This is a genomic window from Parasphingorhabdus sp. (assembly GCF_036963805.1).
Taxonomy (GTDB): Bacteria; Pseudomonadota; Alphaproteobacteria; order Sphingomonadales; family Sphingomonadaceae; genus Parasphingorhabdus.
Genome location: NZ_JBALUN010000001.1, coordinates 1 through 19,361, shown reverse-complemented (window position 1 = coordinate 19,361; position 19,361 = coordinate 1). Strand labels below are relative to the sequence as shown.

Here is a 19,361-nt window from a genome sequence, read left to right as displayed (position 1 = left end):
GTGGCATTCATCACCCCTTATAGAACGATCGTTCCGAAACTATCCGGCAAAGTTGCCACAATAGCAAGGCGCAACATTAGTAAGCGATTACGGGAGCAAAGAAATGAAAAACAAAGTGGTCGTACTCGGCGCAGGCCCGCCTGAAGGTATCGGGGCTGCGGTAGCCAATCGTTTTGCGCGAGAAGGGCTGCATGTCTTCATTTCCGGCCGCGCTATCGAAAAAGTCGAAGAGAGCGCTGAGAAGATTGTTGCTGAAGGTGGATCGGCTCAAGCCATGCGCGTGGATGTAACCTCTCAAGAGGACATCGAGACCCTGTTCGACTCGGTCTGGGCTCACGAGGGCGACCTAAAGGCTGTCATTTTCAATGCCGGTGGCAACACGCCCGATGCATTCGAAGACCTATCGCCGGATGCGTTCGAACAGGTCTGGCGAGTGTGCTGCTACGGCGCGTTCCTTGCCGCTAAGCAAGCCTTGCCAATTATGCGCACGCAGGGCTCTGGCACTATGCTGTTTACCGGGGCTTCAGCCTCGCTCCGCGGCAAACCGAACTTCGCACAGTTCGCTTCAGCAAAGGCTGCATTGCGCAATCTCGTGCAAGCGTTGGCGCGCGAGTACGGGCCGAATGGCGTTCATATTGCGCATATCGTCATAGACGGTTTGGTGGATGGTGAGCGTGCAGCGAGTCTGTTTGGTGAGCACTTGGATAAGCTCGGTCCCGACGGCACACTCAAACCGGACGATATCGCGTCAGCTTACTGGATGCTTCACCGTCAGCCGCGTTCGACGTGGACGCATGAACTTGACTTGCGCCCCTTCAGCGAGGCTTGGTGAATGGCTGTGAGCGCCCCGGCAAAGTGGTGCTTCGGCATTGCCGCGACGGTGTGCATCGCTGCGATGCTTGGCCACGAAGCGTTGGGCGGAGCGAAGGTACTTGACCCGCTCCACCGGACAGATTTGCCTGACGATGTCGTGTGGCTGCACCACTTCTCTTGGCATGTTGGATCGGTTGCGCTCGTTGCGATGGCGGCCATGTTCGTTCTCGCTAGCCGCAAACCGGAATATCTGATCCTCGCAGGTTTCGGGACCGCGATAGCCGGGACGGTCGTTGCCCTGATGGCGCTGGCGATGATTGCCGCACTGGGGCGACGAGCGACCTGACGGATGATGATCGCCGAATGCGCGGCAATCAGGACTTCATTCATCCTTTGCCGTCTGAGAAATGTGCGATCACATCATCGTGAAACAGAAGCGCCAGAGCTATCAACTCGCACACCATGAACACGCTGATACCAAGGTAAACCGTGGTGGCTGAGGCCATTTCGGCGGGCATCGAATCGGTCCATTGTGTCGCCAATCCGGTGGCATAGTCGAACGCGCCGACAGCGTTGTAGATCACCAGCACGCCCCAGACTGCGATGCCCCGTCTCCGCCAGAACAGATAGACCATCACCGGGACCATGAAGCCGAGTATGGCGTCGCTGAACCATGGCGCAAACCAGGCATCGGGCGCGATCCCGCCGAACATTTCAACAGTGGGCAAGAACAGGACCGTCTGGGCCCTGAATATCGTCGCCGACATCAGCACCGCGATAGTCCAGCGGAGCTTCGTGCTCATCACGCTTGAGCACCTTTTCCGAACTGTTTGACCATTTGGTTAAACAGGAAGCCCGGCGCGAGGTGGCTCATCAGGCGCAGCTGTTTGGAGGCACCGGCGGGAATCTCAAACTTGTCTTTCTGCATTCCAGCAATCAATTCCGCGACCACATCGGAAGGTGCGCTTTTCTTGAAGTTTCCGATATCCATACCCTCAGCCATTGGCGTGTCAGTCACCGGGGGAAGCAGCTCGAATACCTTTATTCCGATGCTCGCAAGTTGATGCCGCAGCGCCATGGCGCTGTGATGGATCAGTGCTTTGGTGCCGGAGTAGACTGGAGTTTTGGGAAACGGAATGTAGGCAAGCCCGGAGCTGACAAAAACGATCGCCGGTTCCCACCCTTCGCGCATCAGCGGCAGCGACATATGCGTGAGCCGCAAAGGGGCAACGGCGTTGATTTCGATTTCACTGCTAAGCCTCTCGGGGGTGTCTGTTTCTATGTGAAAATCATAGAGCATCATGATCCCGGCACAATTGATCAGAATGTCGATCTGGCCGAACTTCTTCTCGATCTCGGCCAGCATCTGCGTGCAATCTTCGATATTGGAAACATCGCAGCGGATCGGATAGGCATCGAGCGAAGCGGCGGCTGCTTTGAGCTTCTGCTCGTTGCGCGCACAAATGATGACTTCATTGCCCAAAGCGCGAAATTGCCGAGCGATTTCTGCACCGATGCCAGAGCTTCCGCCGGTGACCAGTACAATCTTTTTTTCCAGAATCATGATGTGATGTCGATCCTTTGAAGAGGGCTGCTCACTTAATCCCGCGCACGCGCAGCGTCGCGAGAACAGCGAACAAAAATTAGATAGCCCAGCGCGATCCGGACCCAGTGCACCAGCACCCAGGTATCAACCACTGCGGCAATTTCCGCGGCGGAATAGCCGACCTGCATCGACGCCCAGACAATCGGGAAATGATAGGCAGAGGTAATCAGGCAATTGATGAGCCAAATTGCAAGCGAGAACGCCCATAGTTTTCGCGCCGGTGCGTTGCCCCATGCCAGATAGAGCGAAAACGGCAGGAAAATCGTCTGCAATAGCGCGAACGGGATGATGGTTTTGGCAATGTTGAACCAATTCCCGGTAAAGGCGGCGACCAGTTCGGGGCCGCTCATCTGTCTCCATTGTGCGCCGAAAGAGATGCCGATCATCAATTGCGCGCCAGCAAAAGTGCCCGCGGCGAGTATGGCTGTTACGTCAGACTTGGCTATCATTGTCGAACTCCATGGACGCTCACTGCGGGCTGCTCCCATGGCGCATACGGGGGTATGCATCGGGAGCTGTAGCGACGTATGATAGGCTTTGATCTCTGCGACATCTGGTCATGTTATTGCGGGACAGTCACGTCAGCACGCTCAGGAAATATGACCGACACGATGCAAGCCTCTGGTCCGAGGCAACTGTCGTAATGCAAATTTCCCCCTGGTTGGTAGAAGTGCGCACCCGCCGTCATGACTGGCCCACGGTCGGCATCGCCTTCTTCCCAATGCTGAAACTGGCCCGCGATGATGACAGCATAATAGCTGCTCGAATGCGAATGCGCGGGGAAGGTCACGCCAGCGCCAAGCTTGGCCAGCTGGCCGGTCGGGACGCCCTGATCAATACCACCATAAAGAACATCGACGGAAATTCCAGGGAGAAACTGTTGGAACTCGACTGCATCTGCTGTCGTTCTTTCAAACTGCGTACTGGCGACCGATGCTGTAACCGCTGGAGCGCTTACCTCCGGGCGTTCATCGCCTGCTGCTGGATAGCATCCGGCCAAAATCAATAAGGCTGCCGGCGGAAGAATGTGTGATCGCTTCATGCATGCTCTCTAGGAGGACTGCGGAAGCGCAGCCGAACTCAAATTGACCGTTTGGAAGGGCAAAAGCGAGTGACGAATTCGGTCAAGCGGTGATCAATTCGTTCAGGCGTGCCGCGCTTCTGGAACTGCGCGTTAAAATGTGGGATGCATTATCCAGAGATGAAGATGCCCAAACACTCGATCGCGATCCTGCTCAATGCCGTCTGCCCAATTGTGGGTGTTGATCCCGATGATTTGCTGCGCAATGTGCCATGGCCATCAACGACCAAACTTGGCGCTGACACGCTGGTCTCAGGACGAGATTATGTTACCCTTTTTCAGACTTTGGCAGAACTGGCAGGCGAAAGAGCCAACCCAATTGCCGTCGGCAAAGCGATGGCTAGCGGGCCGATTTTGCCGATTTTCCTGGCTATTTCGATTGCGCCCGACATGGCAGAGGGCCTGCGACGTCTGTCACGCTACAAGACACTGTTTGGCCCCGTGGCGATCAAGCTTAGTCACCAGAAAGCAGGGCTGCGGGTAGAGATTGTTGCAGACGATCCAACGCTTACCATGCCGCCCCATCTCTCCGCGCCCATCGCAGTCTTCCTTGTCGAAAAGGCAAGGGCGCATTCGCTGCGCGAAATCGTGCCGCTTCATGTGACATTTCCTAAAGGTCTGATCGAGGATGCGGTCGCAAGCGAGTACTTCGGGACCGGCGTCGTTCATGGGGCAAACGTGGTGCTCGAATTCGCCGTGGCCGATGCCAAAGCGCCTTTTATGTCGGTCAATGACGAGTTGTGGGTCGAGATCGAAGCTGATCTCGAGCGGCAACTGCGCGCGCAAGCCGGTGCAGGAGACTTCCCGGCGCAGGTTGAGGGCGCGATAAGACGGGCGCTGGATGTCGGGCAGGTACGGGTCGAGGCGATTTGCGAGGAACTGGGTGTCAGCCGGTCGACAATGCAGCGCCAACTCGCGGCGACAGGGCAGGCTTACCAATCAATCCTGAACCATGTGCGCGGGGATTTTTCCGCGCGCTACCTCACGAAAAGCACGCTCACGCTGGCCCAAATCGCGGGGTTGCTTGGGTTTGCAGACGCGAAGTCTTTCCAGCGCGCTTTCAAGAAATGGACTGGGAAACCTCCGGAGAGGTTCCGCGAGGATTACGAAGCTTAAGGCGCGCATCTCAGTGCCTCACCTTAATTGCTGCTACGGTTGATTGCCGGGATCGGCTGTTTCGCCGATATCCCATCCGCCGCCCAATGCGCGATAGGCCCCCACGGTCGCTCCCAGTATTTCGCCTCTGGCTCTGGCAACCTCTGACCGCGCCGCGATCAATTGGCGCTGCGTATCAAGCAAAGTCAACTGGCTATCGAGCCCCTGTTCGAAGCGCAGTTTCGCAAAGCCGAAGCTGCGTTCTCGCTCTGCCAGCACCGATTCAAGAACAGCCAGTCGCCGTTGCGCAAAGACATAGACGGTTAGCGCCCGATCAGCGTCTTCAAAAGCGCGCAGGACCGCGCCCCGGTACAGCGCGCGTGCTTCGTCCGCTCCGGCCCGCGCTTCTGCGATTTCTGCGCGCGCGCGGCCTCCTGAGAAAATAGGCCAGTCAAGCGCCGCGCCGACTGAAAAGTTGTCCGACCCGCCCGCAAACAGCGTGTCGAGGGCAATTGAAGAGAAACCGAAGAGGCCGGAAAGGCTGAAGCTGGGATAAAGATCGGCAATCTCACCGCCAATGTCCGCAGTTTCAGCGGCGAGCCTGCGCTCAGCAAGGCGAACATCTGGTCTGCGTCGCAGCACATCGCTCGGCATTCCGGCGGGAAACGCATCGCGCGGGACGGCAATCTCGGCAGGTGTAATGAGGCTGTCGCCAAGCTCGGACGGAAATTGCCCTGTCAAAGCCGCAATCGCAGCATTGTTTGCCCTGACCTGCGCTCGCAAGGGCGCAAGCTGTGCCTCAGCGCTGCGAGCATCAGCTTCAGCGCGGGACAGGTCGAACTGCGATGCCAAGCCTTTATCCAGCCGTAATTGTGTCAGCCTAACGGTCTCACGTGCAGTCGCCAGATTGGCCTGTACCGCGGCGAGTTGCTCTTGAGCGATGCGCAACTCAGCATAGTTTTGGACGGTATCCGCGATCACAGTCAGCAACAGTCCGTTGCGATCTTCTTGTGCGATGCCGATCCGCGCGTCGGCCGCTTCCACCCGGCGACCGACCCGGCCAAACAGGTCGATTTCCCATGAGGCAGAGGTGCCTACGCTGTAAATGGTCTGAGGCGACCCAATGCCGCCGATCGGAGCCCCGCCGCCGCTTCCGCCGCCGCCAAGGCCGCTGAGATCGATGGCATTCTCGCTACTTTGCGACCGCGTCGCGCTGCTATTCGCCGCGACATTGGGTCGGCCGCCACCAACCGCGACTGCCCGCAACGCGCGTGCTTGTTCGATGCGCGCAGCCGCCGCTTCGAGATCGGCGTTGTTCGCCACCGCGCCCGCAACCAGTTGATTGAGCAACGGGTCACCGAATGCTCGCCACCAATAGGGATCGGGCGAGGCCTGCGAGAGTTCGGGGGCATCGGGCAATGTGGAAGTAGCGATGGGCACGCTTTGTGCAGGTGCCGCGTAATCAGGCCCGACTGCGCAGCCAGCCATACTCAGGCCCAGCCCGCACAGCGCGAAGGCGGTAATGGAATCTTTGTGTGTCATGCTTTCTTCCAACGCTGAGCCAATGGCAGTTTTGCGGTAAGCCGCTGCCACCAGCTTGCACGTGCAGAGTCTTCCACCTCTTCCTCGGGGTCCACTTTGCGTATCCCGAAGAACAAGCAATAGAGGACAGGGGTTAGCCCTAACGAAACGACAAAGGTGCCGACCAGAAGGCCGAATGCGACGGAGCTTGCAAATCCGTAGAACAGCACATCCTGCGCAATGATTAGCGGGAGAAGCCCCGCGATTGTCGTCAAAGTTGTCATCACAACCGGACGAAAACGCCGCCGACATGCTGAGATCACCGCTTCAAATTCACGTTCGCGGCTGGCCGATGTTTTCGCAGCGCTCTCAGGCCGCTCCACGTCCTCAGCAAGAGCCGCATTACGCTCGATATCGATGCGGTCGACGAGAACGATCGAGTTGTTGATGATCACCCCGAACAGCGCGAACAGACTCAGAATCGCCATAAAGCCGAACGGCGATTGCATGATCAGCAGGCCCAGAAACGCACCAAAAGTTGCAAAGGGCAAGCTTAGAAAAATGACCAGAGGGCGGCGGAAATCGCCAAACTGAGCGATTAGCAGGAAGAAGGTTATGCCGATCACAATCGGCAGAGTTGCAATCAAAGCGGCATTATTCTTGCCGGACTCTTCAAGGATTCCGGCGATTTTGACATTATGACCAGGCGCGAGTCCTGCGTTCAACTCATCGATTTTCGGCTGGAGCAAAGGCGCCAGATCGTCCGGGGTCATGGTGAGATGACGGCCCTCGACTGTCACAGCCCGCTCCATATCCTCGCGTTGGATGAATCCCCACTCACCGCTCAGATCAAGCTGGGCAACCTGTCCCAATGGTACGCTCGAACCATCCGCACCATAAACCGCCGAATTGCGAAGCCGCTCGATACTGGTACGTTCGTCCTCGTTTGCGCGCATCACGATTGGAAAGCTTTCATCGCCATCCCGGAAGGTCGAAACTGGCTGGCCATCAAGCTGCCGTTGCAGCGATGTTGCGATATCCGCTGAGGTCACGCCTGCTGCTCGTGCGGCCTGTTGGTCCACGTTCAGATCGAGCTCTACGGTGCGGGAGCGCCAATCCGACCAAATATCGATCATGTCGGGTTCTTCAGCGAGCATTTCCATAACATCACCGGCGCGGGCATTGATGTAGTCAGCGTCTGGTCCGGTGACCTGGAGCCGGATAACTTTGGGATCTTCCGGCCCCAAAAACATGCGGGTGACCCGCGCGTTGATATCCGGCACACGCTCAGCAAAAATCTCGCGAAGACGGGGCACAATCGCCTGCGCCCCTGCCAGATCGTCCGTGTTGATAACGATAAAGCCCTTATTCGGCGCCGGATCGACCGGGGACAGCGAAAGCACGAAGCGAGGTCCGCCAAAGCCCACATAAGCCGCGAAGTCTTCAACCTCGGGGAAGCGATCCTCGTCGTCGATCAGGTTCACTATTTCGCGGACACCCGCGTCGGTCTGGCTGGTGGTCGCGCCTGATGGCAGTTCGATATAGACCAGCACCTGCGGGTTGTTATTGCTGGGGAAGAACTCTTTTGGGATGGCGGATTGTAGCAGCCCGGCTGCGGCAAACAGAGCCACCATTCCGGCAACATAGAGCCAGCGGAACGCGAGCGCCTTGCGCAGAATCCCAGCGTAGATATCGGTCAGCCGATCAAACGCCCGCGCGATCCGGCCGGGGTTCTCTTCTTCTTTATTCGCAGGGTCCCCGGGTTCAGGAACCTTGAGGAAGCGATAGCACAAGGCCGTTGTCACCGTCATGGCGAAGACGTAGGATACAGCAAGTGCGATGGTGACCACCTGACTGATCGAACGGGTGTATTCAGAGCTGTCACTGTTGGCGATGAGTAGCGGCAGGAAAACAGCGATCGTGGTCAGGGAAGACACCAGCAAGGGAAAGGCGAGCTCCCGGCTGGTCTGTGCGATGGCCTTGTCACGGTCACCCAGTTCCTGAACCCGCCGTTTGAAGTCTTCCGCAATCACAATGCCGTTATCGACCAACAGGCCCAGCGAAATGATAATGGTCGCTAGGCTCATCCGTTGCAGCGGAATCTGGAAATAGCCCATGATCGCAAATGTCGCGAGAATGACCGCCGGAATAATCGCGCCGACAATCAGTCCTGTGCGCAGGCCAAGGAACAGGATAACGATGCCGAGAACCACAGCAAGGGTTTGCAGCATGTTGAAGCTGACGCCATAGACCGCGGCTTCGACTTTGGTTGCCTCGTATGTGACGATATCGAGCGCTAGACCGGCTGGCAGTGTGCCAGCAACCCGCTCTACTTCCTCGCGCGCAACAGCTGAGTAATTGAGAACACTCAGCCCTTCCTCCATCACCACGGCGAGAATTACGGTTTCGTCATTGTTGTAATAGGCAAGCCGCTGCGCTGGATCTTCGTACCCGCGGCTGACAGTTGCAATGTCTTCCAGCCGCACAAGGGTGCCGCTGGGAGATCGGATGAGCGCACCACGCACGTCGTCAAGGTTTTGGAAGTCTCCGCCGGGCCGGACGGCAATGGAGCCATCTTCCATCTCAACAGTCCCGCCGGGGCGGATCGTATTTTCGGTATCCAACGCCGCGGCAATGGCATTCGGGGAAATCCCCGCTTGCGACAAGACGGCATTCTCAAACTCGACAAAGATTCGTTCAGGGCGAACGCCCAGTAGATCGACCTTCTTGGTGCCTTCGACAAGGATCAGCTCGTCCCGGACATGCTCGGCATATTCAGCGAGCTCAGCATTGGTGAAATCCGGGCCGTGAAGTGCCAGCGTCATCGCGGCGATATCGCCAAAATCATCATTGACGATGGGCGTCCGGGCTCCTTCAGGCAGCGAGGGCACTGTTTCTGCGACGGTTTCAGCCAGGTTTTCGAAGGCGAGTTCGAGATCAGGCGTGGTAAAATCAAACCGCGGCTTGACGATCGAAACACCATTCATTGAAGTGCTTTTGATGTCCCGGATATTGGGCAACGCAATGATTGCTTCTTCCAGCGGTTTAGTGATCAGCAGTTCGACTTGGTCGGCAGCAAGCCCAGGATAAGCAGTTGTGACAACTGCCTCGCGGATAATCAGCTTGGGGTCTTCGCGAGCCGGCAGAGTGAGATAGCTGTATATCCCGAACAGCATCAGAATGCTGACAAGAAACAGCATGAGCGGCTGAGCGCGCAGTGCAGCGACAGAGATATTCACTGATTGAACTGCCGCGGGCCGTCAGATGTCGGGCGCACAATTTCGCCGGGCCGCAGCAGCCGTGCACCTTTGACAACCACCGTCTCTCTAGGTTTCAAACCGGCCATGACTGCGACACCGCCATCGCTGACTTGCCCGAGGACAACCCGGCGTTCAGCGACTTTTTTCGTTTTCGGGTCGACGACCAGCACGCTCCCGCGTCCTTGCTCCCCCATACGAACTGCCGCGAGTGGTAGCCTTACGCTCAGAGCACTTTCCGAACTCAAGATCACTTCGCCCCGGCTGCCCTGCGCGAGGCCGCTGCGGGCGGCATTAGGTACACTCAGGATGATCTCGAACAGACCGTTGCTGCCGGCAGCGGCATTGATCTGCTGCACTACGGCCTGAAGCCTTGGCCCGCTCTCTGGGACAAAACTGAGCCGCCGGCCTACAGAAAACTCGCTGCGCTGGCGTGAGGGCACGGTTATGATGGCTTCGAGACCCGCGCTAAGGCCGGTAACTTCGAGTACGGGTTGGCCAACGCCTACAACTTCCGCAGGTTCGACCAGACGATTGGTTACAACTCCCGCATATGGGGCATAGAGCCTCGTGTCGCGCAGGGTATCAGCCGCTTGTTCGCGCTGGGCTTTCAGTGCGTTGACGCGGGCAACGGCCTCATCGCGGACACGCCGAGCACTATCAACCTCCGATTGGGATACAGCGCCTGTACCTTCGAGGGCCGACTTACGTCCAAAATCGAGCTCAGCTTCACGAGCGGACGCTTGTGCTTGCGCGAGGCTGGCCGAAGCCCCTCGGACGCCAAGTTGCTGCTGATTAGCCTGCAGCGTTGCAAGCAACGCTCCTCGCCGAAACCGGTCACCCACATCGACATTTACCCGCGCCACTAGTCCGCCAAGCTCGAACCCAAGCCGCCCGCGATCATCTGATCGCAGAACCGCAGGAAACCGATTGCTTGAGCTGAGCGTTGATCTTTCGACTTTCACCGTCTGAGCAACGCGGGGCGGCGGCTCTTGGACCGGAGCCCCTCCGCACGCGGCAACCATAGACAATCCGAGCAAAGAGAGTAGGATGCGGACCGGAAGGGACATTAAGCGCGATTCTCCTAGACGTTCAATCTGAGTACTGACCAGTACTCACTCGTTGCTATTGACCTCTTTCGCACGCAATTGCAATAGCCGAGAGTGCATTGGATCAACTTTTGGCAACTTAATCGGGCGGCTCATGCAAGCAGACAAAGGAAAAACGGCGGGCTCAGCCCAACGATCGCTTGCTGCGGAAGATGCAGAGGCACGGCTTCTCGTCATTGCGCGCGAATTGATGTTTGCGCACGGTTACGAGAATGTGACGACCGACATGTTGGCGCGCGAGGCCAATGTCAGCAAAGCGACTATCTATCGCAATTTTTCGAGCAAGGCCGATCTGATGGGCCGAATGGTGAACGCCGAATCCGCGCAGATCTTCGACGGCATCCCAGACCGCGTCGACACCAAGACCGAGTTTCGCGACGCTCTTCAGAGCTATGGCGAGCGGTTCCTCGACCTGATCCTGAGCCCGGAAAAGATGACCTTTGAACGCACGCTGCTGAGCAAGGCAGACGAGCTGCCACAAGGTGCTCGGTTGTTCTTTGCCAATGCACATATCGGCACCAGAGACCGTATGGCGAAGTTCATTCTGAAAGCTCAGGAAAGCGGAAATGCGCGTAGTGATTTGCCCGCGCAGCAGATGGCAGAGCACCTGCTGATCCTATGGAAGGGAATGGATCACTGCGCACTTCAGCTTGGGCTTCCGGCCGATGAGCAGCGAGACCGCAACGCGCACGTTGCCGAGTGCATCGAGCTGCTATTTCCTGAGAGCAATAAGTCCAACTGACGGTCATGTGCTGTCCAACTGACAGCTATGCCGCACACAAATCTGGCTTTTTGGGGTTATTTCCCCTCTGGCAGTTACAACGTTGCGGGACCAACAAAATCGGGCGTTTCGCTACCCGCCCAAAGTCGGGCGAAAACATTGCTGGTCGTCATGCCCGAACACAGCCCGTGAGAATCGCTACTTGCGAGACCAAGAGGATGCTTTGTTCAATTCGCTGACAGCGTCTGAGCGATAGCATTTGCCATGTGCGGGGATAATCTGAGTCGGCTGCCAGTCGAGCATTTGCTGGATACCATCATTGAGAGCGGCTCGATGGTTGCGAGCAGCATGGCGAATTTCGATTGATGGCTGACCGGTGGGGCCGGTCGCGCGCCCTACTTTGAGCAAGAAGCGGGTCAATCTTTTTCTAACTCGGCTGGCCTCGAAGTTCTGCATTAAGTCAGTCACAATAAGCGTCCTCGAGAGTGGATGGAAGAACACGGTTTCTTGATATTGGCCAAGGTTGATGCACTTCGTGAGAAGTTCAGTGTCTGAGATACCCCTCACATCATCATCCAGAAAATCACACTGAGCTTTGACTTTTTCTGGGGCACTGCGAGGAACGAGTACCTTGGCAGATGGGTGTGCTGCCGCCCACTCGCCGATGTGAAGAAAATGGTAACTGTTCGGGGCAACGATGATCTTGATTTGACCGAGCGCGGTCAAAGCTGCGTTCGACAAATCGGAGTAGCAAATGCGCTGCTCGCGATCTAGGAAGAAACGGATCGCCCAAATCTGTTTCTGATTGAAAGGACGCTTAGGGCCGATCTTGGCTCCTAAGTTCCATGGCACCCGATTCTGGGTGGCAGGATCGAATTTAGAGTAAGTCATGTTGTTCTCCTTGGCCTGAATGGCCGAGAAGAATGTCTGCTTTCGGGAACTAAGATTTGGATGACTACGTCTTGGATGGGGCGTAAAGCAGTCATAATATCGGATTGGATTGAACGTCTGAACCTGGGGCGCTTGCCGACCGGCTGCTCTTCGCACCAGCATCGGTCCGTCTGCTTTTGCGACGTCACCACGATCAACAACCGCCGTTTGTTATGCCGGTCAACGCGACAACCCCCGCTGACGCCCAACTGACCAATCGACGCGACCACCAGGCATCATCTGTCCTTGAACCGGCTTGCCCAATTGTTTCTCCAAAGCTGGTCTCCACGGAACGAGTTCAAAACTCTTTCCTCCCTCGCTGATACTTTCGACCATAGCAAAGCGCCCTGACGCCAATTGCAAACGTTTGGAATATGTCCCGCTGAGATATTCACCTTGCTTGGTTGGTCGATGCGCAATTCTAGTTTCACGCTCAATCTTTGAAGCTATTTTCTCAATTTCACGTTTGCGAAGTGTCACGATCAGGTTCCTAGCGAAGACTACCCTGCCGCCTTGTTTCTTAGCCAATCCCTGCTCTGTTAGAAATTCCACCCGGCGCTCCATTGCACTAGCCACCTCTTTGCCAAACCCGCCGCCCAAATCGTCCTGTGATTTTGCTACAAGTTGCCGGTCTATCCAAGTCGCGCCATCGGCTGTGACCTGCGATGTAAGATCAAAATCAGACCGAACCGCAAGTGTTCTCGCCCTTCGCCCCTGCCCGTCTTTCCAGTTGCGCAGCTCGACAATAGCGCCGGGCGCTGCATCGCCTGTCACCTCGACATTGCCGAAACGCAGATAGTGACTGCGTCCATCAACACCGTCGACGATGGCAAAGGCCTCGCCTCTCAATTCATCATGAAGGCCGCGAGCCACGAATTTTCCGACAACGGACTTTCCCGACACCTCGGTTAAAGAGAAGCGCGACACATCGGCCCTGCGACCAGATCGCGCCATCGCGTTGTGCATGGTCTTGATAATATCGCCGCGCGTTCCAAGCTCGCGGAGCCTGTCCTCCATATCAGGGACAAATGACCAGCGCGCCGGATCGAGCTGCCTTGCCAACTTCATCTTTTCCAGATGCTGCGCGCGTCCGCGCAATGCATTCTGGAAATTTTGATCCTGATGCGATCTGCCAGGCCGTAGGTCGGCGATTCCATCGCCCATTGATACGCGCCGCGTCAAAGCCTGATCAAGCTTGGTCCAGCGTTCGGCTGTAATCTGCTTCTTGATATCCGCTGCAATTTCACGCTCGCTGCGCGGTCCCAGTTCGAGTGATACCCTCTCCTCTGCCCGGGCCCGCATACCGTGGCTGATATAGCCTCGCGAAATCACAAGATCCTGTCCGGTATCATCGATTCCGCGCACCAATATATGAACATGGGGATTATCGGTGTTCCAGTGATCCACCGCTTGCCAATCCAGCTTTGTGCCCAGATCGCGCTCCATATCACTCATCAGCTCGCGGGTGAGCGCGCGCAAATCTTGCAGCTGCACCGCGTCTTCAGGAGATACCATGAAGCGGAAATGATGACGATCATCCGCGCAGCGCTCGGCAAAATCCTTCGCAGGAACCTTATCTCCCGCGTGATCAAACATCCTAGCGTCTTCGCCGCCGCGGGCAACGCCATCGCGTTCGAGATAATTGATATGACGCCCCAGCGAATTACCGCTTGCGGAAGTATGGCGAACAATATGGGTCTTGATAACAACGCGCCGGGCAAAAGCCGTATCCCTTGTCGCCAGTGTCGCAGCCGATCCCCGTCCAAAGCTAACGCCGCCCGGCTTGCCAGTTCTGCAGCGGCTGACGCTTCGACCTGATCGATGTGCTGCCCGTAAAATCTGTTTCACAAAGCTGGCTGGCCGCTGCCGCGTCTCGCGGCGCGCTTTGCCCGTGCGCAGTTCGAAGCGATCTTCGCGAAGGGTCATGCGCCGTCTCCAATAGCATTGAATTTATTGGCATATTCAAGTGAACCGCCGCACCCCTTGCGAAAGCGCCGCTCTAAAACCCGCAGAACTCCAACCATCCCAGAGCGACCGACGGCGCTCCTTTTATCTTGCCCTCCAAATTTTTTGATGCAGCATACAGAAAAGCTTACGCTTTTGGTCGCCAGTGTCTGATTTGGGAAATTTGCCATCACTCGGGAGCTGACGCGCCGGAGACCGGAACAAATAGGCCTTGGGACTGCAAAAGGCCATCCTTCGGATGCACTTCTTTTGCACCAAGGGTGTTCATATTTTTCTGTTCCCCGTCTGCTACCGGCCTGCTGATAAACAGGCCAGACTGTGCTGGCCGCAAAGCGTTCGGCTTGGCAAGGGGAGATGAATTTGAGAAAGCAAATGACGAACCGCGCCCGATGCGCGACGTGATCAGATTGACGTAATTGATGGTTTCGCGAGGGAGTTTGCGCTTGCCGGAAACGTAGGCAGCATAACGACCTGGCCCTGCATTGTAAGCCGCAAGACATCCGGGGAAACCGAATTTATCATACATTTCGCGCAAATAGGCGGTTCCCGCCATGATATTCTCGCGCGGGTCATAAGGCGTATTTTTTAGTCCATAGCGGCGGTGCAAGGTGGCCCAGGTTGCAGGCATCACCTGCATCAATCCTCGTGCGCCCTTATGCGACACTGCGCCGACTTTGCCGTTGCTTTCAGCTCGAATGACTTCGATGATCCAGCGCTCAGGAATTGCAAAACGAGCGGATGCCTCGGCGATAATGTTCTGCAGACCATTTTGTTTAGAGCGTGTCTCGGCTGGCGCGGAAGAATAGCTCTGGGCATATAAGACACTGGGTTGGAAAGCTGCGACGCCTATCAAAAGGCAAGCTGCGGATGAGCGGAAAAGTTGCATATCAGTCGCTTTCATATGTCCAGAGCGGATAGGCACGGCCCAGCAGGCCGGATGCTGGCAGCGGTCCAAAATAGCGGCTATCGAGGCTCGCTTTTGATGATGAGAGCAGGAATATCTCGTCGTTACCGACCGTGCGGCAACCCTGCCAAACCGGCAGACCGCGCCCAAAGCGATCATGACTTTGCGCGATAGCTAGCGGCTGCGCGCGGTAGCTAATGATGCTGCCGCTGCGACAGAAACGGTTGCCGGGCTTTGAGTCTACATGCTTCAACAAAGGATAGCCTTCGGGAAGGTAGCCGCGCTTTGCCATCCATGCCGCAAGTTTTGGCGGCGGCTGATAGGCTGCAATATGTCCGCGCCGAACATGCGCCTGCGGGATGACAATATATAGCCCCTTTGCCATGCTCGCGCTGGCATTCCAGATGACGAATTTATGCTGGGGGATGTTGCTGGCAGCGAGCAATGCCAGCGCAACAAAGGCCCACTTACTGCTGCACGAAAGCGGAAATAGCGAACGCTGTTTCATCCGACATATTCCCGGCGTTCGGTCCAGACTTTGTGTCTTACCGTAGTATAATCACGCGGGCTATCGCCGCCCATGATACGCGATTGCACATGGCTCCAATGGTCAGGGCAAACATCTGCGGGCGGGATATCGAGCGCCTCAATGGCATCAATATGTTCAAAAACCTGTTTGACGCGGTGCCAGCTGGTGAGATGCAATAGTGACCGGACATTGCCCGTCACACAGCGAATATCAAGCTGATCGCCTTCTCCGGTCACGCATTGCAATATGTCCAGTGCGGAAAATACCGTGCCGTAGTCGTTAGATTTCCAGCGCACGAGCGCGAAGATATTGCCCTCTTGGAAATTCGCGGTTTTGCGGCGGCGGTCGGTTATGGTTTCGCTGCAAGGATCGCCAAAGCGCAGCCAATACTGGATGCGCTTATCTATCCAGATGAGGCGAACCTGCACATTGGCGGAAGCGGAAATATCAGTCATGGCTGCCATCCTCCATGCGTTTGGCTGGATGGACAGTGCCTATGCCGGGGTCTGATGTAGAATTGCGCGTTCCGCGATTGGCCCAGCTCTGCAAGTCTTCCAGCGCATAGATAACGCGGCCACCGACCTTGCGGTAGGTTGGCCCTGTTCCATAGGTGCGGTGCTTTTCGAGCGTGCGGCCGGAAAGTGCGAGGAAGCGGGCGGCTTCGGGCGTGGTGAGATAGCGCTGCGGTGTTTTATTTGCTGACATATTGGCCTCTTGCGTAGCTCGGGTGACAAGAGGCGATACTGGCGAAGCGTTAGGGGGCCGAGGAAGGGACGTTTATCGCAGGGGCGATAATCGTCCCCTTGGAGTAATGTCAGGCGGTTGCGGTCCCGCGAAATGGATTGAGGAGTTTCCGATATCCTTCATCGGACAGATATTTACCGCGTTTGAGTAATCTGCGCACATGGGCCCGCTCACTGCTGTCTGACCAAGCACGCAGCGATATTTTTTCATCATACAGGATTTCAGCAGTCGAATGTTTGTTTGCACCTGATTTTTGCGCATCGATTATTTGCAAGGCATCGGCCAAGCGTTTACGTTGCTGGTTGGTCAGGCGATATGGCGTAGGATAGGGGCCAGCATTTCTGCCCTCCATATGCCGCCAATATCGGTAAGCAGCTTTGAGTTTAGCGGTGGTATCGCAGCACATCGGAATGACAATCTGATACCCTTGACTACCGGTCTTTTTCCAAATCACATAGTGATCGCCATTCTTGTCAGACAAAAGGATATTTCTGAATATGCTGCCTTGATGCTCTGCCGCGACATTCTCCACGTCGAATTTGGGACCGTGAATTTCGAGGCTGAGTGGATGGAGCTTTTCATCCCATAAAGCCTTGGACTGACTGGCCTTCAAACTTGGATCAAACGGAACGCAAAGCCCCCAGCGCCGCGCTACCTCTTTACGGATTTGCTGGTCGTCGCCAGCGCGGATGTAGTTTGCTATATATGCGGGATTACGCCGCAAAAATTCCTGCGCGAAATCGGGCCGTTCATACCCTTCAAATTGGTCACCATAGTCTGGTGACCTCCAATCCTCGGTAGTTCCCATTACGAAACCCCTAAATAGCTTCAAAAGCTGAAGTAGGGATCAGACCTATTGTTGTATCCCAGTCAACTTTTCTCAAAGCGAGGCCAAAACTAATTACATTGTTTTACCGGAAAATCAAGATTAGTCCATATTTCCGTAACGACAACCGATCCACAAGAGACAAGATTCACTGGTTCCTATTGCTTGTTTAACAGATGAGAAAAACCTGACCGCGAAATCCAGACTGCGCGCGCCAGATGCTTTTCGAACATTTTTTTTGCTGACTTTGGATCGTCATTTGGGTCGAGACCAAAAATGATCGATACAACCTCTTTCCAGTCTGCCCCCTCTTTGTCCGCTTCAAGCAATCGCAGATAGGTAACCAGATGCTGCTCGTCATACTCGGTCAGTGCTTCCGAAGCCGGTGGGCATGTCTGAAACGTCTTTTCAACCATAATCGATCTGGTTCCCATACCAAAATGAACCTTCCGCGTGCAAGCCGAAGCGATCAATAACCGTCACGTTCAATAGACCAATCTGACATGACAGCAAGTGACCAAGTTTTCGCGTATTATAATACGTAGCATGAAAATGCGCGATTGTCTTCAAGCTAGTCCATGGACATTCGTATTATTTTAGGAGCCAACACCCGTCGCTTTCGCCGCGAACGGCAACTAAGTCAGGAAGCTCTCGCAGAAAAGATTGGCGCAGATCGCGCTTATGTGAGCGCAATCGAGCGAGGCTTGCAGAATATGACGATCGTGCGCGTATCGGAACTTGCCATCGCGCTTGATGTTGCTTTTGTCGAACTGTTTGGAGCGCCCAAGTCAGACGATTGACATTTCAAAGCCCCGCCCGAACAGATCGGGCGGGGCTGAAATTGGCGGACTTATTCGCCGCTGGCCTTGCGGGCGCGTGACCAGATCAAATTAAAGGTCTTGCCATCTTCGTCATCGAACAGATTTGCGAAAATCGGTGCGGTGAAGCTGGGATCGTCGAGCTTGACCGAAAGATATTCACGGCCTTCGTTTGAGCTCTTGGTCCAGGCGGCTCCAATTTCTGCGCGGCCCACAAAAACCCGGTGGGTAGGTGCGTTTTCATTTTCGCTTGGCGTTTCGGGAACGATGCGGACGTTCTTGGTCTGAACGCTCATTGTGACGATTTCGCCTTTGTAGCTTTCGCCTGACTTTGTGAATGATCCGATATTTGCCATGATATTTCTCCTTGAGTTTATCTCGGTCCCGCGCTCATCGCGGTCTCGATGGCTGGTTCAAAGGCCGGGATATGGACTGCTGCACCCGCAGGGCCGCAGCGCAGCGAAGGACGCTGGACACGCGAATTTCTTGTTTCCGCGAGGAATGCCTGCAAGCAGGCAGGGGAAGAAATTGGTGGGTCCAGCGTTGCAGCAAAGGCCATAAGGCGCAGCCGTTACCGGCCTACCAAGCCATTCGAAGAGACCGTGCTGGGCGCGGACCCGCTAAATCAGAACAATGGAGAAACTGGCAAATATCGCTGTGTGAACCAATAGCTGAAAGTGCAATTCCGGCGAAATCTGTAAATATGACCCCAGACCAAATTCCAATGATTTCTTGAACTGCGCGATTGTAATGTGCCGCCCTCCCCCGTTTTGACCGCGCAGAAACCGAGGGCTGCCGCCATGTCTTGAATCAGGCCAGCAAATTGTTCGCTTATCGCGACCACCAGCAAAAGCACACCAACCTGTCTGTTCGCCGATGAAGATGGCTGGCAGTTGGTCGGTCACGCGCCTTTAAGGCTGGCGCTAGACAGCCCAATAGCCCCGCCCGATCTGTTCGGGCGGGGCATTCTCGGAAAATCGGAGGATTGGCAAATTCACACTAATAGCTGCCAGTGTATCTCAATCATAAGGCGGATTGTCTTTATCAAACAAAGACACGGACGGCGCTAATGCGCCGTCCGTTCATTCACTCAAGCCGCAATCCGCCCATCCTCGGCGGCTTCGCTATGGGTGGCTTCGCCGCTGTCATCCTCGTCTTTTTTTTCTTCGGCAGACGCCGCGATTTGCGGCGCTGGCTCCGCTAGCTCATCATCCTCCATAAGCCATTTGGCCCTCTCGGCGGCGGCAACGGTGCCGACCCCGCCGCGTGTCGTATATGCCGATGGCGGAAACGCCATCCAGCGCGGAACCCATGACTCCTTCTTCTCACGGTCATTCTCGCCGGTCAGATGGTCACTAATAATGCCCTTCACCGTCTTGGTCTTTTCGCTGGCGTTCGCAGCAGCAATGCTGGCTCCGCCAACTTCGCCCAAAAGCGCGGTC

The 19,361-nt window shown here is 56.0% G+C and carries 22 protein-coding genes and 1 pseudogene; 6 read left to right on the top strand and 17 right to left on the bottom strand.

Annotated features, from left to right (window positions below):
- The first annotated feature begins 103 nt into the window (after positions 1–103).
- Both V7676_RS00115 and V7676_RS00110 read left to right on the top strand, forming a co-directional pair.
- The gene (locus tag V7676_RS00115; protein ID WP_335657630.1) at positions 104–832 is read left to right on the top strand and encodes an SDR family oxidoreductase; all 729 of its coding nucleotides are present in this window, start codon (positions 104–106) and stop codon (positions 830–832) included.
- The gene (locus V7676_RS00110) at positions 833–1,159 is read left to right on the top strand and encodes a hypothetical protein (RefSeq protein ID WP_335657629.1); all 327 of its coding nucleotides are present in this window, start codon (positions 833–835) and stop codon (positions 1,157–1,159) included. It begins immediately after the preceding gene.
- Between the two features lie 40 nt (positions 1,160–1,199).
- Here the strand turns inward: V7676_RS00110 and V7676_RS00105 are convergent, their stop codons facing one another.
- From V7676_RS00105 to V7676_RS00090, 4 genes are all read right to left on the bottom strand, one after another.
- On the bottom strand, positions 1,200–1,616 hold the full coding sequence (locus V7676_RS00105) for a hypothetical protein (protein ID WP_335657628.1): 417 nt from the start codon (positions 1,614–1,616) through the stop codon (positions 1,200–1,202).
- On the bottom strand, positions 1,616–2,377 hold the full coding sequence (locus tag V7676_RS00100) for an SDR family oxidoreductase (RefSeq protein WP_335657627.1): 762 nt from the start codon (positions 2,375–2,377) through the stop codon (positions 1,616–1,618). Before V7676_RS00100 ends, V7676_RS00105 begins: the two co-directional genes overlap by 1 nt.
- A 35-nt stretch (positions 2,378–2,412) precedes the next feature.
- Positions 2,413–2,868, bottom strand: a complete 456-nt coding sequence (locus tag V7676_RS00095) for a hypothetical protein (RefSeq protein ID WP_335657626.1) — start codon at positions 2,866–2,868, stop codon at positions 2,413–2,415.
- Between the two features lie 113 nt (positions 2,869–2,981).
- Positions 2,982–3,461 (bottom strand): cupin domain-containing protein, encoded by a 480-nt coding sequence (locus V7676_RS00090; protein ID WP_335657625.1) that lies wholly within the window; start codon positions 3,459–3,461, stop codon positions 2,982–2,984.
- 165 nt (positions 3,462–3,626) lie between these two features.
- On the opposite strand from V7676_RS00090, the gene V7676_RS00085 reads away from it, so the two are divergent.
- Positions 3,627–4,616 carry an AraC family transcriptional regulator gene (locus V7676_RS00085; protein WP_335657624.1) on the top strand — a complete coding sequence of 330 codons (990 nt, stop codon included), beginning with the start codon at positions 3,627–3,629 and terminating at the stop codon, positions 4,614–4,616.
- A gap of 33 nt (positions 4,617–4,649) precedes the next feature.
- Here V7676_RS00085 and V7676_RS00080 read toward each other — a convergent pair whose 3' ends face one another.
- From V7676_RS00080 to V7676_RS00070, 3 genes are read right to left on the bottom strand one after another with little or no spacing between them, the layout of a single operon-like run.
- Entirely contained in the window at positions 4,650–6,137 is a 1,488-nt protein-coding gene (locus tag V7676_RS00080) for an efflux transporter outer membrane subunit (protein WP_335657623.1), read from the bottom strand.
- Positions 6,134–9,355: an efflux RND transporter permease subunit gene (locus V7676_RS00075; RefSeq protein WP_335657622.1), complete on the bottom strand. Its 3,222-nt coding sequence runs from the start codon at positions 9,353–9,355 to the stop codon at positions 6,134–6,136. The genes V7676_RS00080 and V7676_RS00075 overlap by 4 nt, the downstream gene beginning before the upstream one ends.
- A complete protein-coding gene (locus tag V7676_RS00070; RefSeq protein ID WP_335657621.1) occupies positions 9,352–10,443 on the bottom strand; it encodes an efflux RND transporter periplasmic adaptor subunit in 1,092 nt (363 codons plus the stop codon). The genes V7676_RS00075 and V7676_RS00070 overlap by 4 nt, the downstream gene beginning before the upstream one ends.
- 133 nt (positions 10,444–10,576) lie before the next feature.
- Here V7676_RS00070 and V7676_RS00065 point away from each other — a divergent pair, with 133 nt between their 5' ends.
- The gene (locus tag V7676_RS00065; protein WP_335657620.1) at positions 10,577–11,224 is read left to right on the top strand and encodes a TetR/AcrR family transcriptional regulator; all 648 of its coding nucleotides are present in this window, start codon (positions 10,577–10,579) and stop codon (positions 11,222–11,224) included.
- Positions 11,225–11,401: 177 nt separating this feature from the next.
- On the opposite strand, the gene V7676_RS00060 is transcribed toward V7676_RS00065, so the two are convergent.
- The 8 genes from V7676_RS00060 to V7676_RS00025 form a co-directional block, all read right to left on the bottom strand.
- The gene (locus tag V7676_RS00060; protein WP_335657619.1) at positions 11,402–12,094 is read right to left on the bottom strand and encodes a hypothetical protein; all 693 of its coding nucleotides are present in this window, start codon (positions 12,092–12,094) and stop codon (positions 11,402–11,404) included.
- A 219-nt stretch (positions 12,095–12,313) separates the two neighbouring features.
- The gene (locus tag V7676_RS00055) at positions 12,314–14,059 is read right to left on the bottom strand and encodes a relaxase/mobilization nuclease domain-containing protein (protein ID WP_335657618.1); all 1,746 of its coding nucleotides are present in this window, start codon (positions 14,057–14,059) and stop codon (positions 12,314–12,316) included.
- A 208-nt stretch (positions 14,060–14,267) separates the two neighbouring features.
- Complete coding sequence (locus V7676_RS00050; protein ID WP_335657617.1) at positions 14,268–14,984, bottom strand: lytic transglycosylase domain-containing protein; 717 nt, start codon at positions 14,982–14,984, stop codon at positions 14,268–14,270.
- 1 nt (position 14,985) lies between these two features.
- Entirely contained in the window at positions 14,986–15,510 is a 525-nt protein-coding gene (locus tag V7676_RS00045; RefSeq protein WP_335657616.1) for a S26 family signal peptidase, read from the bottom strand.
- On the bottom strand, positions 15,507–15,986 hold the full coding sequence (locus V7676_RS00040) for a DUF2840 domain-containing protein (protein WP_335657615.1): 480 nt from the start codon (positions 15,984–15,986) through the stop codon (positions 15,507–15,509). Before V7676_RS00040 ends, V7676_RS00045 begins: the two co-directional genes overlap by 4 nt.
- The gene (locus V7676_RS00035; RefSeq protein WP_335657614.1) at positions 15,979–16,236 is read right to left on the bottom strand and encodes a helix-turn-helix transcriptional regulator; all 258 of its coding nucleotides are present in this window, start codon (positions 16,234–16,236) and stop codon (positions 15,979–15,981) included. The genes V7676_RS00040 and V7676_RS00035 overlap by 8 nt, the downstream gene beginning before the upstream one ends.
- 109 nt (positions 16,237–16,345) lie before the next feature.
- Positions 16,346–17,083: a DNA -binding domain-containing protein gene (locus tag V7676_RS00030; RefSeq protein WP_335657613.1), complete on the bottom strand. Its 738-nt coding sequence runs from the start codon at positions 17,081–17,083 to the stop codon at positions 16,346–16,348.
- Between the two features lie 176 nt (positions 17,084–17,259).
- Positions 17,260–17,517, bottom strand: a complete 258-nt coding sequence (locus V7676_RS00025) for a DUF2285 domain-containing protein (RefSeq protein WP_335657612.1) — start codon at positions 17,515–17,517, stop codon at positions 17,260–17,262.
- A gap of 162 nt (positions 17,518–17,679) precedes the next feature.
- Here V7676_RS00025 and V7676_RS00020 point away from each other — a divergent pair, with 162 nt between their 5' ends.
- Complete coding sequence (locus V7676_RS00020; RefSeq protein ID WP_335657611.1) at positions 17,680–17,901, top strand: helix-turn-helix domain-containing protein; 222 nt, start codon at positions 17,680–17,682, stop codon at positions 17,899–17,901.
- A 50-nt stretch (positions 17,902–17,951) separates the two neighbouring features.
- Here V7676_RS00020 and V7676_RS00015 read toward each other — a convergent pair whose 3' ends face one another.
- Complete coding sequence (locus V7676_RS00015) at positions 17,952–18,275, bottom strand: DUF736 domain-containing protein (RefSeq protein ID WP_335657610.1); 324 nt, start codon at positions 18,273–18,275, stop codon at positions 17,952–17,954.
- A gap of 48 nt (positions 18,276–18,323) precedes the next feature.
- On the opposite strand from V7676_RS00015, the gene V7676_RS00010 reads away from it, so the two are divergent.
- A complete protein-coding gene (locus V7676_RS00010) occupies positions 18,324–18,590 on the top strand; it encodes a hypothetical protein (RefSeq protein WP_335657609.1) in 267 nt (88 codons plus the stop codon).
- 419 nt (positions 18,591–19,009) lie between these two features.
- Here V7676_RS00010 and V7676_RS00005 read toward each other — a convergent pair.
- Positions 19,010–19,361: pseudogene (locus V7676_RS00005) on the bottom strand (chromosome partitioning protein ParB); the annotation flags it as partial.

What these genes read in the sequence shown, in the direction of transcription:
- V7676_RS00025 (WP_335657612.1), bottom strand. Translation starts at nt 17,517, where the DNA reads ATGGTTGAAAAGACGTTTCAGACATGCCCACCGGCTTCGGAAGCACTG.
- V7676_RS00015 (WP_335657610.1), bottom strand. Translation starts at nt 18,275, where the DNA reads ATGGCAAATATCGGATCATTCACAAAGTCAGGCGAAAGCTACAAAGGC.
- V7676_RS00090 (WP_335657625.1), bottom strand. Translation starts at nt 3,461, where the DNA reads ATGAAGCGATCACACATTCTTCCGCCGGCAGCCTTATTGATTTTGGCC.
- V7676_RS00060 (WP_335657619.1), bottom strand. Translation starts at nt 12,094, where the DNA reads ATGACTTACTCTAAATTCGATCCTGCCACCCAGAATCGGGTGCCATGG.
- V7676_RS00055 (WP_335657618.1), bottom strand. Translation starts at nt 14,059, where the DNA reads ATGACCCTTCGCGAAGATCGCTTCGAACTGCGCACGGGCAAAGCGCGC.
- V7676_RS00115 (WP_335657630.1), top strand. Translation starts at nt 104, where the DNA reads ATGAAAAACAAAGTGGTCGTACTCGGCGCAGGCCCGCCTGAAGGTATC.
- V7676_RS00030 (WP_335657613.1), bottom strand. Translation starts at nt 17,083, where the DNA reads ATGGGAACTACCGAGGATTGGAGGTCACCAGACTATGGTGACCAATTT.
- V7676_RS00065 (WP_335657620.1), top strand. Translation starts at nt 10,577, where the DNA reads ATGCAAGCAGACAAAGGAAAAACGGCGGGCTCAGCCCAACGATCGCTT.
- V7676_RS00010 (WP_335657609.1), top strand. Translation starts at nt 18,324, where the DNA reads ATGGCTGGTTCAAAGGCCGGGATATGGACTGCTGCACCCGCAGGGCCG.
- V7676_RS00085 (WP_335657624.1), top strand. Translation starts at nt 3,627, where the DNA reads ATGCCCAAACACTCGATCGCGATCCTGCTCAATGCCGTCTGCCCAATT.
- V7676_RS00020 (WP_335657611.1), top strand. Translation starts at nt 17,680, where the DNA reads ATGGACATTCGTATTATTTTAGGAGCCAACACCCGTCGCTTTCGCCGC.
- V7676_RS00095 (WP_335657626.1), bottom strand. Translation starts at nt 2,868, where the DNA reads ATGATAGCCAAGTCTGACGTAACAGCCATACTCGCCGCGGGCACTTTT.
- V7676_RS00110 (WP_335657629.1), top strand. Translation starts at nt 833, where the DNA reads ATGGCTGTGAGCGCCCCGGCAAAGTGGTGCTTCGGCATTGCCGCGACG.
- V7676_RS00105 (WP_335657628.1), bottom strand. Translation starts at nt 1,616, where the DNA reads ATGAGCACGAAGCTCCGCTGGACTATCGCGGTGCTGATGTCGGCGACG.
- V7676_RS00070 (WP_335657621.1), bottom strand. Translation starts at nt 10,443, where the DNA reads ATGTCCCTTCCGGTCCGCATCCTACTCTCTTTGCTCGGATTGTCTATG.
- V7676_RS00100 (WP_335657627.1), bottom strand. Translation starts at nt 2,377, where the DNA reads ATGATTCTGGAAAAAAAGATTGTACTGGTCACCGGCGGAAGCTCTGGC.
- V7676_RS00080 (WP_335657623.1), bottom strand. Translation starts at nt 6,137, where the DNA reads ATGACACACAAAGATTCCATTACCGCCTTCGCGCTGTGCGGGCTGGGC.
- V7676_RS00050 (WP_335657617.1), bottom strand. Translation starts at nt 14,984, where the DNA reads ATGCAACTTTTCCGCTCATCCGCAGCTTGCCTTTTGATAGGCGTCGCA.
- V7676_RS00045 (WP_335657616.1), bottom strand. Translation starts at nt 15,510, where the DNA reads ATGAAACAGCGTTCGCTATTTCCGCTTTCGTGCAGCAGTAAGTGGGCC.
- V7676_RS00035 (WP_335657614.1), bottom strand. Translation starts at nt 16,236, where the DNA reads ATGTCAGCAAATAAAACACCGCAGCGCTATCTCACCACGCCCGAAGCC.
- V7676_RS00040 (WP_335657615.1), bottom strand. Translation starts at nt 15,986, where the DNA reads ATGACTGATATTTCCGCTTCCGCCAATGTGCAGGTTCGCCTCATCTGG.